The sequence below is a fragment of the Saccharothrix sp. S26 genome, from assembly GCF_021390395.1.
In the GTDB taxonomy this organism is placed as follows: Bacteria; Actinomycetota; Actinomycetes; order Mycobacteriales; family Pseudonocardiaceae; genus Actinosynnema.
This window is the reverse complement of sequence record NZ_JAJUWT010000002.1, coordinates 293,616-307,780: the sequence shown is the minus strand read 5'-3', so window position 1 is coordinate 307,780 and position 14,165 is coordinate 293,616. Positions and strand designations below refer to the sequence as shown.

Below are 14,165 nucleotides of genomic sequence, written 5' to 3'. Positions count from 1 at the left end.
CGTTCACCCCCTGCCGATCACGAGCGACGCGTTGTGGCCGCCGAATCCGAAACTGTTGTTCACGATCTTGTCGAGCTTCATCTCGCGCGCACCGTTCGGGATGTAGTCGAGATCGCAGCGCGGATCCGGGTTGACCAGGTTCACCGTCGGCGGAGCGATCTGATCGCGCAGCGCCAGCACGCAGAGAACCGTTTCCACGGCACCCGCGGAAGCCATGCTGTGCCCCAGCACGCCCTTTACCGAGCTGACCGGGATCCGCTCGGCGACCTCGTTGCCGAACGCCTGGCGGATCGCGAGCGTCTCGCACCAGTCGTTGTCGCGGGTGCTCGTGCCGTGCGCGTTGATGTAGTCGATGGCCGACGGGTCGAGCTCGGCGTCGTGCACGGCGCGGCTCATCGCGTACTGCGGCCCGAGCGCGTCCGGAGGGGAGGCCACCATGTGGTAGGCGTTCTGCGAGAACCCGAAGCCGTCGATGGTCGCGAGGCGGTCGGCGCCGCGCGCTCGGGCGTGCCGCTCGGACTCCAGCACGACGAACGCCGCGCCTTCCGCCAGCAGGAACCCGTCGCGGTTGGCGTCGAACGGGCACGACGCCTCCTCGGGCGGGCAGTCCCTCGCGGTCATCGCGTAGAGGCTGCAGAACGAGAAGTAGTCGATCTCGCGCAGCAGGCTGTCCGTACCGCCCGCGATGACGACGTCGGCCTCACCGGAGCGGATGAGCTTCGCGGCGGAACCGACGGCGAGCGCTCCACCCGCGCAGGCGCCGTAGAGCGCCGTCGTGCGCCGGGCACCGGTGGTCTCGGCCACCGCGCCGACGATGTCGGCGACCTTGCCCAGCTGCGCCGGACGTCCCGGCCCGGGCATCTGACGCTCGCCGTGGGTCGCGACGACCGCGATGTCGACGCCGGCCTCCGCACCGAGCCCCGCGTGCCGCATCGCCTCGCGAGCGGCGTGCTGACCGAACGCGATGGCGTGCGAGCCGTCGAGCGGCGCGGACTCGAGCGTCGGCACCGGGGCACCGACCCGCGTGGCCGCGTCGAAGAGCGGGAACCGCTGCAGGTACTGGCCGAAGCGCTTGCCGGCGGCGACGGCGTCCCACGTCTCCTCGGCGGACCAGCCCCCGGGCGTGACGGCCCCCAGCCCGGTGACCCAGACCGCGTCGCCGCTAGACACCGGCGCCCACCCGGTCGGCGATGAACTCCACGATGTTGCCGACCGACAAGCGGCGCGAGACCTCCGCCAGCTCCTGGTCCGACAGCTGACCACCGGTGCCGACGTCCGGCAGGAACCGCGCCAGCTCCGTCAACAGGTACTTGACCTCACCGTCGTTCACACCGATGCCGAACTCGCCCTTGAGCGCCAGGATCAGCTCCAGCAGGTCCAACGAATCCGCGTCCAGGTCATCCACCAAACGCGAGTCCAGCTCAATCGAGTCGGCGTCCAACTCCAAATGCTTCGCCATCTGGGTGCGCAGACGCTCGAAGATCTCGACACGAGTCACAGACATGGTGATTCTCCACCCCACGTACGACAATTGACACCGGCACGAGGAGTAGCCGGTACCGCGTACTAAACACCGCGCCGAGCAAGGGACTCAAACCTAGCTCCGCACTTAGGGGCAATCGCTGCTACAACCGCAGATACTGCCATCCGGGGCCACATCCGCACTTGTGGCTTCCCTGCCGTGTCGGGATTGGACGACCCTGACGGCCACTTCGAAATCCTTACTGCTGGGAGCTGCTCGTGGTGAATCGCCGATCGCTCGCCGGACGCCGGTTCTCGATCCCCGCGCTCCGCGTCGATGCCGGTGAGAGCGCTTTGTACGCCGCCGCCGTCGGTGACGAACCGAAGAGCGGCACCGCACCCGCGTTCTACGCGGTGCGCCTGGTCGCACCGCTGTGGCGGCTCATCTACCAGGCCCCGGAGCTCGGGACGGCCGACCAGCTGGTGCTGCACGCGGAGCAGAAGATGTTGTTCCACCGCGACATCCGCATCGACGAGGTCCTCGACGGGCACGCGGAGGTGCGGGACGTCGTCGGCTTCGGCTTCGGCGACGCGGCCATCATCCGGTGCTCCCTCGTGGACAGCGCCGGCTGTTCCGTCGTCACGATGGAGAGCACGCTCGCCGTCCAGGGCAGCAGCGGTTTCCCACCAGACCGGCGGCGCTTCACCCAGCCGGCCAGGAAGGACCTCGCGGTGGAGCTGAGCCAGTACTTCGGCGAGGAGACCCCGCAGCGGTACGCCGACGCGGCCGACGACCACAACCCGTTGCACCTCGACGACGAACTCGCTCGCCAGGCGGGGCATCCGCGCCGGATCGTGCACGGCATGTGCACGCTCGCGACCGGCATCAGCGGGCTGGTCACCAAGCTCCGCCGGAACCCGGACGCGCGGCTGTCCTACGTGCGCGCCCGGTTCACCAAGCCGGTGCTGCCGGACACCGCCGTCGACTTCACGGCGCACCGCTCCGGTTCGCCGAACACCTACCTCGTGTCGGCGAAGCACGGGGGCAAGGCCGTGCTGAAGAGCACTTGGTTCCGGATGGCGGGTCAGTGATGACGACCGGTCCGTACAGCGACTACCTCGGCGTTCCCGAGCTGCTGGGTTTGCAGCGCCCGCGGACCGACGTACCCGACGAGTACCTGTTCATCGTGACGCACCAGGCGCTGGAGCTGTGGTTCGCCGAGGCGCTGCACGAGATCGACCAGGTCATCGACGCGATGGGGCACGATCGGTTGACGGCCGCGCGCCACGGCGTGCGACGGCTGCACCGGATCGTGCGGTTGTGGCTCGCCCACATCGACGTGCTGGACACCATGCCGGCCAAGGAGTTCGCGGCGTTCCGGCCGGCCCTGGGCAACGCGAGCGGCCTGCAGTCGGGGCAGTTCCGCGAACTGGAGCTCGCGTCGGGGCTCGCCCGCGACGGCGTGCTGCGGATCGCGCGGGCCGTCGGCTCCGACGACGCGAACGTGCGCCGCCGGGCCGGGAACGCGTCGCTGCGGCGGGCGTTCCTCGACCTGCTCGACCGCGCCGGGACCACGGTCTCGCAGCTGTACCGACCGGAAGCGCCCGATGACGAGGTGCGCGCACTCGCGGAGGACCTCGTCGAGTACGACATGGTCTTCAGCCAGTGGCGTTACCGCCATTACCTGATGGTGCTGCACGCGATCGGCGTCGCGCCGGGAACTGCCGGCAGCGAAGGTTTCTCGTACCTGAGGAAGACCCTGGACAAGTGGTTCTTCCCCGAGCTCTGGAGCGCACGAAGCATGTCAGAGAAGCCGCCACCGGCGGCCGTCCCCCTCGTGGTCCCGCTCGACGGGTCCGTCACGGCCGACCGCGCCGTGCTGGGCGGCAAGGGCTGGGGCCTGCAGCAGATGAACCAGCTCGGCATCCCGGTGCCGCCCGCGTTCACGCTGACCACCCGCGCCTGCGAGGACTACTTCCTCCACGACCGCGTGCTGACCGACGAGGTCTGGACGCAGGTGCTCGGCCAGTTGGAGATGCTGGAGCGGCGCTCCGGGTTGCGGTTCGGCACCTCGCCGTCGCTGCTCGTGTCCGTGCGGTCCGGCGCCCCGGTGAGCATGCCGGGGATGATGGACACGATCCTCAACGTCGGCCTCACCCACGCGAGCGCGGACTGGCAGGTGGAGCAGCTCAGCGCACCGCTGCGCGAGGCGTTCCCCGACCTGCCGACGCTGGTCGCGCTGGACGCGGAGGGCTGCCGCGCGGAGGCGCTGGCACAGCTGCGCTCGGCGATCTGCCGCATCTTCGACTCGTGGCACAGCGATCGCGCGCGGACCTACCGGCAGGCCAACGCGATTCCCGACGACCTGGGCACCGCGGTCACCGTGCAGGCGATGGTGTTCGGCAACCGCGACGAGCTCTCCGGCACGGGTGTCTACATGACCCGCAACCCGATCACCGGTGAGGCCGCGCCGTTCGGCGAGTGGCTGCCGCGGGCCCAGGGCGAGGACCTGGTCGCCGGCAAGCGCACGCCGTTGCCACTGGCCGAGCTGAGCAACCAGCAGCCGGAGGTCTACCGGCAGCTGATCGCGATCGGGCAGCGGCTCGAACGCGCGCACCGCAACGTGCTGGAGATCGAGTTCACGGTCGAGTCCGGCGAGCTGTTCCTGTTGCAGGCCCGCAACTCCTCCAGCTCCGCGGTCGCCGCGGTGCACTGGGCGGTCGACCTGGTCCACGAAGGGCTGATCGACATCTCGGAGGCGCTGTCCCGCGTGCCCGCCGACTGGCTGCCCCCGACCACCGAGGACGCCGCCGTGGACGCGTCCGCCGTCGACGCCGTCGCGACGGGTCTCGGTGTGTCACCGGGCTTCGCGACCGGCTGGGTGGTCGACGACGCGGACGAGGCCGGCGACTTCGCCGACATCGGCAAGCCGGTGATCCTGGCCCGCCCGACCACCAGCCCGCACGACATCCACGGCTTCCTCGTCGCGGGCGCCGTCATCACCGAACGGGGCGGCAGCACGTCCCACGCGGCCGTCGTCAGCAGGCAGATCGGCCTGCCGTGCGTCGTCGGCTGCGGTGACGGCGTGGTGAAGAAGCTGCTGGGCAAGTTCGTCTCGGTGGACGGCTCGACCGGTGCCGTGTACGAGGGTGACCTCACCACCCGGCGAAAGGCGGCCCCACCGTCGCCGCAGATCGCATGTCTCCTTCGCTGGCGCAGCGAATCACAACCGGGGGAAGTCCTGTCATGACCACGACCGAAGAGTTCGACACCGCGGTGCTGTACAGCCTGCTCCTCAAGGGCAGGGCGAGCACGTCGAGCATCGCCGCCGCGATCGGTGCCACCGAGGACGCCACCGCCACCTTGCTGGAGGCGAGCGCCGCGAAGGGCCTGGTGCTGCTGCGCACCGGTCGGATCAGCGGCTGGCTGCTCACGCCCGAGGGCAGGGCGCACGTCGGCGACCGCATCGACACCGAGAAGTCCGCGGTGGACAGGGCGACGATGGGCGCGCTGTACGACGATGAGTTCCTCAGGCTCAACAGCCGGTTCAAGGAGCTGTGCACGCACTGGCAGCTCAAGGGCGGGAACGTCGAGTCCGAGCTGACCCGGATCCACGAAGCGAACCTGGTGCTGCTGGAGCGGTTCACCACGAGCGCCCCCCGGTTCGCGCGGTACGTCCCGCGGTTCGTCGGGGCGTACGACCGGTTCAGCGGTGGTGACGCCACGGCGCTGCTGCAACCGATGCGCGAGTCGTACCACGACGTGTGGCTCGAACTGCACGAGGACCTGTTGATCCTGCTGGACCGCCAGCGCGAAGAGGGCGACTAGGCAGGACTGGGCGACTGTGCGGAGAAGGCCCCTCGGTGATCACCGAGGGGCCTTCTCCGTCCGGCTCGAACCGCAGCTGGCGAGGGCACTTCTCCTTGAACGGCGAGAGCTCACCCCGAACGGGACTCCAGGAACGCCTTGGCCTTCGCCAGCTCGTCCGGTACGTCTTTGGCCAGCCACTTCCCGAAAGGCCGGTCGAGCAACCAGGCCAACGCCGGCGGGAACGTGAACGTCACCCGCCGCGTCACCCAGGTCCCGCCGTCGGCCTCCTCGAAGAGGAAGAACGCCGCGAAGGCCGCGATCTTGTCGGTGAACGCCGGCTCGGCGCTCCCGATGTCGATGCGCGACCTGTCGTCGGACAGCACGACCTTCTGCTTCGTCGCGGGACCGGGCAGTCCCAGCAGTGCGGGTCGGAACTTGAACGTCACGACGTTCCCGTCCCGCTTCACCCAGTGGATCTTGCCGAGCTTCGCGTCGACCTTCTGGTACTGCCTCAGGTCGAGGATGAACTCGATGATGTCCCCCGCAGGCCGGGCGATGTGCGCCCGTGCCTCGCCGTATGCCATGACCTACCTCCCCCTGCGCGTGGTCATGGCGTCGACACTACCCGTGACGCACCGGGCACGGGCGCGCGCTTGATCCGCTTGGCCGTCTTGCGCGCGATCAGGCCGATCTCGCGCAGGTGCCCGGTCAGCGGCGACGCGAACCCGACGAAGTGCAGGCCCTGGTCGGCCCAGTGCTGGTTCTCCTTGCCGTACTGCGGCGGCACGCCCCGGTCATCGAGCACCCCGAGCTGCCCCAGCACGTCGGCGAGCCCGGTCCGGTAGCCGGTGGCCGCGATGACCGCGTCCGCCTCGACCTGCCTGCCCGACTTGGTCACGACGCCGCGGTCGTACAGCTCCACCACTTCGTCGACGACCCCGACCCTGCCGGCGCGGACGGCGGGCACGAACACGCCGTCGTCCACGGCCGGGTTGACGCCGGTGCGCTTGAGCCTGCTGAACATGCCCTCGGTCGGGCGGCCGAGCGGGGTGTCGCCCAGGTCGCCCACGGACAGCCACTGGATGAGCCTGCCACCGAGGTCCTGCACCGCGGTCGGGGCGTGCCGGTTCGTGACCGACAGGCCCTGAAGCGGGATGTTGTACAGCTCGCGCGGCAGGAAGTTCGGCGGTGTGCGGACGGCGACGACGAGCTCGCCGGTCCTGCGCGACAACAGGTCCACCGCGATGTCGACACCGGACACACCGGGGCCGACGACGAGCACGCGCTTGCCCTCGAACGGCTCGGTGCGCCGGTAGTCGGCGGCGTGCAGCAGCTCACCGCGGTAGTCGTCCCGCCCTGGCCAGTCCGGGATGACCGGCTTGCCGTACAGCCCGGTCGCGACCACCACGTGCGCCGCCTCGAAGTCACCCTGGTCGGTGACGACGCGCCAAGGCGAGCCGCGTTCGACCCGCAGCACCTTCACCCCGGTGCGCACCTGGTCCCTGATCGGCGCGGCGTAGGAGTTCACGTACTCGACCAGGTCGTCGCGACCGACCCAGCGGCCGTAGCGCTTCGGCATCGGCTGGCCCGGCATGTGCGAGAGCCACCGCACCGAGTTGAGCCTGAGGTTGTCGTAGCGGCTCGCCCACGAGTGGCCGACCTCGGCGTTCTCGTCCAGCGCGATCGCCTCGACACCGTTGTCCCGCAGGCACCTCGTCACCGCGAGCCCGGCGACACCGGCACCGATCACGACGGTGTTCGTCATGCGTCCACCTTGCGGTAGATGTTCACGTTCTCGTCCAGGCCGAGCGGCCGTGGGTCGATCCGGCCGGTCGCGGCCAGCACGAAGTCGAGCGGGTCACCGGTGACGACGTCACCGCCACCGCGCACGGGAAGGCTTTCGACGCCGTCGAGTTCGAGGGTCGCGGGGCCCCAGCCCCACAGCCCGAGGGTCTCGGCGAGGTGGACGACGCTCGCGCGGAGTCCCGTGCCGCGGTCCGACGGGCGGCCGGTGGCGTGCCGGATGTCGTCGCCGTGCACGTAGAGCTCGTACCAGAGCACGAGAACTGCGCGGCGCAACGGTCCCGGGAACCCACCGGGTGCCCTGGCGACCCACGCGTCGTCGTCGAACCCGGCGAGCACCTGGCCGCACAGCCGGCCGGCGCGTTCCAGTTCCTTCGCCACCTTCGCCGGGTCGCGGTCGCGGCGGTCGGCCGCCTGGCGCGCGGTGACCTCCGGCAGGCCCTGGCCCTGCATCCGGCCGACGGCCACGTCGGCGAACAGGCCGGCGACGTGACCCGCGACGTCGCGGACCTCCCAGCCCTCGCACCGGCTCGGCGCGGTCCACTCCTGCTCGCCCAGCGACCGCACGAGGGATCCGAAGTTCTCGCAGTACTCCGCGATCCCGGCCATCACCTCGGTGCGGGGCAGCACGATCGGTGGCACGACCTGGCGCTGCCTCACGACCGCACCCCGATCGGGAGTACCAGCTCCAACGCCTCGAGCGCGGTCCGGCGTTCGCCGGCGACCGCGTCGACGAGTTCGAAGAGCCTCGGCAACACGTCGGGCCCGTCCTCGGCCGCGGTCAGCGAGATCGCGGCGGCCGTGCTGGGCGCGCGGTCGGACGGGTTGTTGCGATCGGTCTCGGCGACGTCATAGGCGACGACGAGCGCGAGCTTGGCCGCACCGGTCCGCAGGTCGTAGGCCGCCGCGGCGAGCGCCTGCGCGAGCGCGTCGGCGTCACCGACGAAGTGGGCGTTGGGGCCTCGGAAGCCCTCGACGATCGACACCTGGCACAGCGCGTTGTTGGAGAGCATGCGCAGCCAGCCGGTGGGGTTCGCGTCCTCGAGGATGTGCCTGCTGAGCCTGGCGTACTCGTCGCGGGAGCCGTCGGTCGGGAACGGCTGGTCGGGCATGTCGCCGTCCCACCCGCTCACGGTGTAGAGCGCGACGTCCTCGGGCGGGCACACCGGATTTCGCCGGTACACCGCGGCGACGGCCGCGAACGGGCCGTAGGACACCGCGTCGAGGAATCGCAGGATCTTGCGCGAGGCGAACGCCTTGACCTGCCCGCGCACGTCGTCCTGTTGTTCGGCCGCTGAGCAGACGGCCGCGACCTGAATGTTCATGACACCCGCCCGAAAATCAGGGAGGCACTGTGCCCACCGAACCCGAAGCTGTTGCTCAGCACGTGGTCGAACTCGATCTCACGAGCCTTCAACGGCACGTAGTCCAAATCGCACAGCGGATCCGGCTCGTACAGGTTCGAGGTCGGAGAAATGATTCCCGAACGCAGTGACTGGATGCTCAGCACCGCCTCGATCGCACCACACGCACCCATTGTGTGGCCGATCTGGCTCTTGTTCGAGCTGACCGGGAGAACGTCGGCGTGCGCGCCGAACACCTCGCGGATCGCGATCGTCTCCGACGAGTCGTTGTCCTTCGTGCTCGTGCCGTGAGCGTTCACGTAGCCGATGGCGGACGGGTCGAGCCGTGCGTCGCGCAACGCCTCGCGCATCGCGTCCGCCGGGCCTCGGCCGTCCGGGGGCGGCGCGAACATGTGGTAGGCGTTCTGCCGCAGGCCGAAGCCCTCCAGGACGGCGAGCGGCTCGGCTCCGCGGGCCCGCGCGTGCTCCTCCGACTCGAGGACCAGGAACGCCGCGCCCTCCGCCAGCACGAACCCGTCGCGCCGCACGTCGAAGGGGCAGGACGCCTCCTCGGGCGGGCACTCGCGCGTCGACATGACGTAGAGGCTGGAGAACGAGAAGTAGTCGAACGGCGTGACCAGCGCGTCGCAGCCGCCCGCGAGCGCGGTGGTGGCGCGGCCGCTCCTGATCAGCTTCGCCGCCGTCCCGATCGACTGGGCGCTGCCGGCGCAGGCGCCGTAGGGCGCGCTGTAGCTGCCGGCACCCGCGGCCTTGGCGACCTCGGAGGCGATGTCGGACACGCCAGTCACCCGGCCGGAGCCCTCCGGCGTCGGCAGCCTGCGCTCACCGTGGTTCGCGACGATCGCGGTGTCCACGGCGGCGAGACCGGCCCTGTCCATCGCCTGCCTCGCCGCGTGTACGCCGTACTCGAGCGAGAGCGAGTGCTCCGGGAGCGAGGACTCCTTGCCGGGCACCATCCCGGCGACCCGGCTCGACGAGGTGAACGTGGTGAACCGCTCGACCTCGCGGATGCAGGACTTGCCCGCCGAGACCGCGCTCCACGTCTCCTCGACGGACCAGCCCCCGGGCGTGACGGCCCCCAGCCCCGTGACCCAGACCGCGTCGCCGCTAGACACCGGCGCCCACCCGGTCGGCGATGAACTCCACGATGTTGCCCACCGACAAGCGGCGCGAGACCTCCGCCAACTCCTGGTCCGACAGCTGACCACCGGTGCCGACGTCCGGCAGGAACCGCGCCAGCTCCGTCAACAGGTACTTGACCTCACCGTCGTTCACACCGATGCCGAACTCGCCCTTGAGCGCCAGGATCAGCTCCAGCAGGTCCAACGAATCCGCGTCCAGGTCATCCACCAAACGCGAGTCCAGCTCAATCGAGTCGGCGTCCAACTCCAAATGCTTCGCCATCTGGGTGCGCAGACGCTCAAAGATCTCGACACGATTCACAGACATGTGGACTCACCTTCGGCAACGACGAAACACCACGACACAGCAGTCGACTAAACACCGTCCTCATCGGGAGCTCAAACCTACCTCCGCACTTGTGCTCAATCGGCTCTACAACCGCAGATAGCCCAGTCCGGCACCACATCCGCACTTGCCACTCGGCTACCTCCGACAAACGCACTAGCTTCGGCACTCGTGCGAATCGGCATCAATATCGACGGCGGTCGACGGCTCGACGAGCTGGTGCGCAAAGTCGTCGACGCCCACGAACGCGGGTACGTCAGCGCGTGGCTCCCGCAGAGCCCCGGCAGCGGACCGCGCCACAGCGGCGGCAACCGGAAGAGGCGCCACCAGCTCTTCGGCTACGACGCGCTGACCGCGCTCGCGGTCGCCGGCACCCGGATCTCGGGGATGGAGCTGGGGACGTGCGTCTTGCCCACGTTCCCGCGGCACCCGATGGTGATGGCGGAGCAGGCGCTCACCGTGCAGGCGTCCTACGACGGTCCGGTGACGCTGGGCATCGGCGTGTCGCACCGGCACGTCGTCGAGGACCAGTGGGGCTACACCTACGACCGCACCGCGCACCGGATGCGCGAGTACGTCGAGGTCCTCAACGAGCTCTTCGCCACCGGCACGGTCTTCTACGAAGGTGACACGGTCACCGCGCGGGGGGCGCTGTCCTTCGACGTGCCGCGACCGATCCCGATCCTCGTGGCCGCGCTCGGCCCCCGGATGCTCGACGTCGCCGGCTCCCTGACCGACGGCGTGATCACGTGGATGACCGGGCCGAAGACCCTGGAGGAGCACACGGTTCCGCGCCTCACGGCGGCCGCGTCGAAGGCCGGTCGCCCGCAGCCCCGCGTAGTGGCGAGCCTCCCGGTGTGCGTCACGGACGACGCGAGCGCGGCACGGGACTTGGCGCAGCGGATGTTCCTCATCTACCGCGCGCTGCCGAACTACAAGGCCATGTTGGACAAGGAGAACGCCGAGCACGGCGGTGACATCGCGCTGGTCGGTACCGAGGACCAGGTGGCGGGCGCCCTCAAACGGCTCGGTGACATCGGCGTCACGGACCTCAACGCGCTGGTGATCGGTTCCGAGACCGAGCAGGAACGCACGCACGCGGTGCTCACGTCGTCGACCACCCGCGAGGAGACCCCGAGATGACCGACCAGAACACCGTGGCGTTCCACGAGATCAAGCAGGCGATCACCGGACTGGACGCCGACGGCGTCGATGCCTACGCCGCCGACCGCCCCGGCGGGGCGCAAGCCCTGCTCGACCTCGTGTTCGCCAACCTGCCCGGCGCGTTCCTGCCGGAGCGGGCGGGAGACCAGAACATCAGCTTCCAGTACGTCATCACCTCGGGCGGCGAGATCCACCGCTACCACGCGGTGGTCAGCGACGGCGTCTGCACGGCGGGCCGGGGCGACGTCGAGTCGCCGAACGTCACCATGACCATGGACTTGGCGGTGTTCCTCCAGGTCCTCGTCGGCACGATGGCACCGGTCCGCGCGTTCCTGACGCGCAAGATCAAGGTTTCCGGCGAGATGATGGCGGCGACGAAGTTCGAGAGCTGGTTCGCCCGCCCGTGACTGTGCACTTGGGAGAATGATGAAGATCCATCCGGTCCGGCTGCTCACCTACGGCGTGGTCGGGGTGCGCGTCATCGTAGCGGGCATGTTCGCGTTCGCGCCGCAGAGCACGATGGCGAAGCTCTTCGGTTCGAACGGCACCAGCCGCCGCTCACGGGCCATCGCCGCCGCGTACGCGGCGCGCGACCTCACGCTCGGCGCAGGTCTGCTGCTCGCGCTCGCCAAGAGGCGCGACGAGAAGATGTGGATGGCGGCGGGCACGGCGTGCGACGTCGCGGACCTGGCCGGGATCATCGCGACCGGCGGCAAGCCCGGGCAGTGGCGGATGGTCGCCGGGATGCTCGGCATCATCGCGACCGACACGGTGCTGACCGCGAAGGTCGAACAGACGCGGTAGTGCCGCTGCCGGACGCCCGGAGCCGGCGCCCGGCGCGCCCCCACTCGAGGAGACCAGCCGTGCTGCTGCACCGTCCGGCCACCCGTGACGGCGTCGTCCGGGCCCCACGGCTCTCCCCGCTGGGCTGGTTCGTCGCGGCCGCCCTCACGGCTGTCGTGGGCGGCACGGCGTTGACCGCGGCGAACGTGCTCGCCGGCCTCTCGGCGGGCCCGTTCGTCACCTACGCCCTGCCCGTCACGCGGGTGCTGATGAACCTCGGCTCCGTACTCGTCGTCGGCTGTGCGCTGGTGCCGGTGCTCGCCGGCCGTGCGGTCCGCGGCGCGACCGTCGGGGGTGTCGTGGCGGCGTCGACCGCGGCGATAGCGGCGCTGACCCTGCTGGTGCTGCAGGTGGCCGAACTGCGGTGGCAGGTCACCGTGCCGAACGTGGTGCGCTACGTCGAACGGGTCGTCGTCGGCCAGTCGTTGCTGGCAGTGGTGGTGCTCGCCGCGGGGTGCATCGGGGTGGGCGCGGTGGCGTTGCGGCGGCCCGGGCTGATCCCGGCCGAGCTGCGGTTCGTGCTGGCGTTGTGCGCGGTGGTGCCGTTGCCGCTCACCGGGCACGCCCGCGGCTCCGAGTACAGCGACGTCACCGTCCTGACGCTGCAGGCCCACGTGCTCGCCGCGGCCGCGTGGACCGGTGGTCTGCTGGCCGTCACGGTGCTCTTGGCCCGTCTGCCGGCGGTGCTCTCGGTGGCGCTGCCCCGGTTTTCCTCGCTGGCCACCATCGCGATCGCCGTCGTCGTGGTCAGCGGGCTGGTCAACGCCGCGGTGGAGCTGGGCACCACGCCCGACGTCGGGCTCGCCGGCTTCTTCACCACGGCGTACGGCTGGACCAGCTTGGCGAAGGTGGCCTGCGCGGCGGTGGTGGCCGCGATCGGCGGCACCATCCGGACGCGGCTGCTCCCCGCTGTCGTGGCGCGCCGGCCCACCGCGTTCGTGGGGCTGGCGGCGCTGGAGATCGGGGTGCTCGGGATCTGCTACGGGCTGGGCACCGTGCTGTCGCGCGCCGCCGTCATCGCCTGAGCTGGTGCTGCGTCAGCAACCTTGATCGATGACCGGTCCAGGTGCGGATGGGTGAGTCGACGGCGGCGTTCCGCTCGACGTGGCCGCGGTGGTGGGTGCCGTTGAGGGCGAAGCGGCGCAGGGCGGTGACCTCGGGCCTCGACCCGTTCAGGCAGGCGCTGCGAGTCGGCAGGAACACCGACTCGACGTCGTCGGCAGCGGTCCAGTCGCGGACGTCGGGGTGACGGTGGGGCGAGGAGTTGCGCATCACCAGGTGGAGGCGTCGGCTCGGCCACCGTGCCCGCAGGCTGCTGAGCCGTTCCAGAAACTCACCGTGCCACTTGCGACAGCGGATCTTTCCGGTGGTCGGGTCGAGGGCGGCGAGCACGTGCACCACGCCGTGGCGGCGGTTGCGGGTGGCCCGTGATCGCGGTGGTGAGCCGGTCGGCCGCCAGGCCGTGCCCTTGCGGGAGCGCAGGTTGAGCGGCCCGAGCTCGTCGACGCAGACCACCCGTCGACGCGCTCGGGCGGGTGGACGGTTCGCAGAGGTCTGGGATCCGGTCATCTCGGGTCCGGCGCCGCGAACCCACGCTCGTTGACCGCGTGGATCACATCACGCACGCAAACGGGGCTGACCTGCATCAACGAGGTGATGTCGGGCATCGTTCGGCCGTGTGTCGACATCACGACCACGATAGTCCGACGCAGTCACACCGGACCTTTCGCGGGCCGACCGATCCTGGCGAACTCGCGTCCCTCCTCCACCGGACGAACGCCCCCGGAGGACGACGACCCACGACCACCTCCCGCTCGACAGGGGAGGATCGGCCCCGGCCCGGCAGCCGGCACTGTCCAAGCGCGTGACGAAGCGATCATGACGCCGTCGACACGCATACAGCGAGTCCTCTTCCACCCTGGCCGGCGCAGCCCGCTCCCCCAGGACATCGACCAAGCCGAACAACGCGGAAACCGACAGCACCCCGACGAGCCGAGAGCGCCGACCCCGACGACCCGTTCACCCAATGGCCGGCTGCGGCAGCGCCACGACGACTTGCAGACCGAACGACGTCCCGCTCTCGACCGACTCGCCGCACTCGACACCCAGGACACCACTCAACCCCGACGGCCGGACGAGGCCAAGCCGGACCTACGGGACAGACTCCCCCACTCGGCGCTCGGCCTGCACCTGACACCGGCGAACCTGCCCCGACGCCGCTCCGAACCGACCGCCGAAGATCGCGGTCCATC

The 14,165-nt window shown here is 70.2% G+C and carries 16 protein-coding genes; 7 read left to right on the top strand and 9 right to left on the bottom strand.

The genetic code is table 11. The annotated features are described in order from the left end of the window. Positions 1-3 precede the first annotated feature (3 nt). Complete coding sequence (locus LZG04_RS42320; RefSeq protein WP_233813165.1) at positions 4-1,170, bottom strand: beta-ketoacyl synthase; 1,167 nt, start codon at positions 1,168-1,170, stop codon at positions 4-6. Next, complete coding sequence (locus tag LZG04_RS03915; protein ID WP_233813163.1) at positions 1,163-1,504, bottom strand: phosphopantetheine-binding protein; 342 nt, start codon at positions 1,502-1,504, stop codon at positions 1,163-1,165. The genes LZG04_RS42320 and LZG04_RS03915 overlap by 8 nt, the downstream gene beginning before the upstream one ends. A 236-nt stretch (positions 1,505-1,740) precedes the next feature. Here LZG04_RS03915 and LZG04_RS42315 point away from each other — a divergent pair, with 236 nt between their 5' ends. From LZG04_RS42315 to LZG04_RS03900, 3 genes are read left to right on the top strand one after another with little or no spacing between them, the layout of a single operon-like run. Further along, a complete protein-coding gene (locus LZG04_RS42315; RefSeq protein ID WP_233813161.1) occupies positions 1,741-2,553 on the top strand; it encodes a MaoC/PaaZ C-terminal domain-containing protein in 813 nt (270 codons plus the stop codon). Next, a complete protein-coding gene (locus LZG04_RS03905) occupies positions 2,553-4,712 on the top strand; it encodes a pyruvate, phosphate dikinase (protein ID WP_233813159.1) in 2,160 nt (719 codons plus the stop codon). Before LZG04_RS42315 ends, LZG04_RS03905 begins: the two co-directional genes overlap by 1 nt. Continuing rightward, the gene (locus LZG04_RS03900; RefSeq protein ID WP_233813157.1) at positions 4,709-5,290 is read left to right on the top strand and encodes a hypothetical protein; all 582 of its coding nucleotides are present in this window, start codon (positions 4,709-4,711) and stop codon (positions 5,288-5,290) included. Before LZG04_RS03905 ends, LZG04_RS03900 begins: the two co-directional genes overlap by 4 nt. A 110-nt stretch (positions 5,291-5,400) precedes the next feature. Here the strand turns inward: LZG04_RS03900 and LZG04_RS03895 are convergent, their stop codons facing one another. Genes LZG04_RS03895 through LZG04_RS03870 form a run of 6 tightly spaced genes read right to left on the bottom strand, consistent with a single transcriptional unit; the run spans position 5,401 to position 9,888 of the window. Beyond that, positions 5,401-5,856 carry an SRPBCC family protein gene (locus tag LZG04_RS03895; protein WP_233813155.1) on the bottom strand — a complete coding sequence of 152 codons (456 nt, stop codon included), beginning with the start codon at positions 5,854-5,856 and terminating at the stop codon, positions 5,401-5,403. A 23-nt stretch (positions 5,857-5,879) separates the two neighbouring features. After that, positions 5,880-7,037 carry an NAD(P)/FAD-dependent oxidoreductase gene (locus LZG04_RS03890; RefSeq protein WP_233813153.1) on the bottom strand — a complete coding sequence of 386 codons (1,158 nt, stop codon included), beginning with the start codon at positions 7,035-7,037 and terminating at the stop codon, positions 5,880-5,882. Further along, positions 7,034-7,735, bottom strand: coding sequence for a maleylpyruvate isomerase family mycothiol-dependent enzyme (locus tag LZG04_RS03885; protein ID WP_233813151.1), 702 nt, complete (start codon positions 7,733-7,735; stop codon positions 7,034-7,036). The genes LZG04_RS03890 and LZG04_RS03885 overlap by 4 nt, the downstream gene beginning before the upstream one ends. After that, positions 7,732-8,400 carry a hypothetical protein gene (locus LZG04_RS03880; RefSeq protein ID WP_233813149.1) on the bottom strand — a complete coding sequence of 223 codons (669 nt, stop codon included), beginning with the start codon at positions 8,398-8,400 and terminating at the stop codon, positions 7,732-7,734. Before LZG04_RS03880 ends, LZG04_RS03885 begins: the two co-directional genes overlap by 4 nt. Next, the gene (locus LZG04_RS42310; RefSeq protein WP_233813147.1) at positions 8,397-9,554 is read right to left on the bottom strand and encodes a beta-ketoacyl synthase; all 1,158 of its coding nucleotides are present in this window, start codon (positions 9,552-9,554) and stop codon (positions 8,397-8,399) included. Before LZG04_RS42310 ends, LZG04_RS03880 begins: the two co-directional genes overlap by 4 nt. Continuing rightward, entirely contained in the window at positions 9,547-9,888 is a 342-nt protein-coding gene (locus LZG04_RS03870; RefSeq protein ID WP_267934838.1) for a phosphopantetheine-binding protein, read from the bottom strand. The genes LZG04_RS42310 and LZG04_RS03870 overlap by 8 nt, the downstream gene beginning before the upstream one ends. A gap of 189 nt (positions 9,889-10,077) precedes the next feature. Here LZG04_RS03870 and LZG04_RS03865 point away from each other — a divergent pair, with 189 nt between their 5' ends. Genes LZG04_RS03865 through LZG04_RS03850 form a run of 4 tightly spaced genes read left to right on the top strand, consistent with a single transcriptional unit; the run spans position 10,078 to position 12,938 of the window. After that, positions 10,078-11,049 (top strand): TIGR03564 family F420-dependent LLM class oxidoreductase, encoded by a 972-nt coding sequence (locus tag LZG04_RS03865; protein WP_233813144.1) that lies wholly within the window; start codon positions 10,078-10,080, stop codon positions 11,047-11,049. Then, positions 11,046-11,477, top strand: coding sequence for an SCP2 sterol-binding domain-containing protein (locus LZG04_RS03860; protein ID WP_233813142.1), 432 nt, complete (start codon positions 11,046-11,048; stop codon positions 11,475-11,477). Before LZG04_RS03865 ends, LZG04_RS03860 begins: the two co-directional genes overlap by 4 nt. Positions 11,478-11,496: 19 nt before the next feature. After that, complete coding sequence (locus tag LZG04_RS03855) at positions 11,497-11,874, top strand: DUF4267 domain-containing protein (protein ID WP_233813140.1); 378 nt, start codon at positions 11,497-11,499, stop codon at positions 11,872-11,874. A 59-nt stretch (positions 11,875-11,933) separates the two neighbouring features. After that, positions 11,934-12,938, top strand: coding sequence for a copper resistance D family protein (locus LZG04_RS03850; RefSeq protein WP_233813138.1), 1,005 nt, complete (start codon positions 11,934-11,936; stop codon positions 12,936-12,938). On the opposite strand, the gene LZG04_RS03845 is transcribed toward LZG04_RS03850, so the two are convergent. Further along, entirely contained in the window at positions 12,928-13,428 is a 501-nt protein-coding gene (locus tag LZG04_RS03845) for a transposase (RefSeq protein WP_233813136.1), read from the bottom strand. The two genes, LZG04_RS03850 and LZG04_RS03845, sit on opposite strands and share 11 nt — an antisense overlap. Positions 13,429-14,165: the final 737 nt, after the last annotated feature.

Excerpts from the sequence above, each read along its gene's own strand:
- LZG04_RS03860 (WP_233813142.1), top strand. The coding sequence starts at position 11,046 with ATGACCGACCAGAACACCGTGGCGTTCCACGAGATCAAGCAGGCGATC.
- LZG04_RS03905 (WP_233813159.1), top strand. The coding sequence starts at position 2,553 with ATGACGACCGGTCCGTACAGCGACTACCTCGGCGTTCCCGAGCTGCTG.
- LZG04_RS03895 (WP_233813155.1), bottom strand. The coding sequence starts at position 5,856 with ATGGCATACGGCGAGGCACGGGCGCACATCGCCCGGCCTGCGGGGGAC.
- LZG04_RS03855 (WP_233813140.1), top strand. The coding sequence starts at position 11,497 with ATGAAGATCCATCCGGTCCGGCTGCTCACCTACGGCGTGGTCGGGGTG.
- LZG04_RS03915 (WP_233813163.1), bottom strand. The coding sequence starts at position 1,504 with ATGTCTGTGACTCGTGTCGAGATCTTCGAGCGTCTGCGCACCCAGATG.
- LZG04_RS03880 (WP_233813149.1), bottom strand. The coding sequence starts at position 8,400 with ATGAACATTCAGGTCGCGGCCGTCTGCTCAGCGGCCGAACAACAGGAC.
- LZG04_RS03900 (WP_233813157.1), top strand. The coding sequence starts at position 4,709 with ATGACCACGACCGAAGAGTTCGACACCGCGGTGCTGTACAGCCTGCTC.
- LZG04_RS03890 (WP_233813153.1), bottom strand. The coding sequence starts at position 7,037 with ATGACGAACACCGTCGTGATCGGTGCCGGTGTCGCCGGGCTCGCGGTG.
- LZG04_RS03870 (WP_267934838.1), bottom strand. The coding sequence starts at position 9,888 with ATGTCTGTGAATCGTGTCGAGATCTTTGAGCGTCTGCGCACCCAGATG.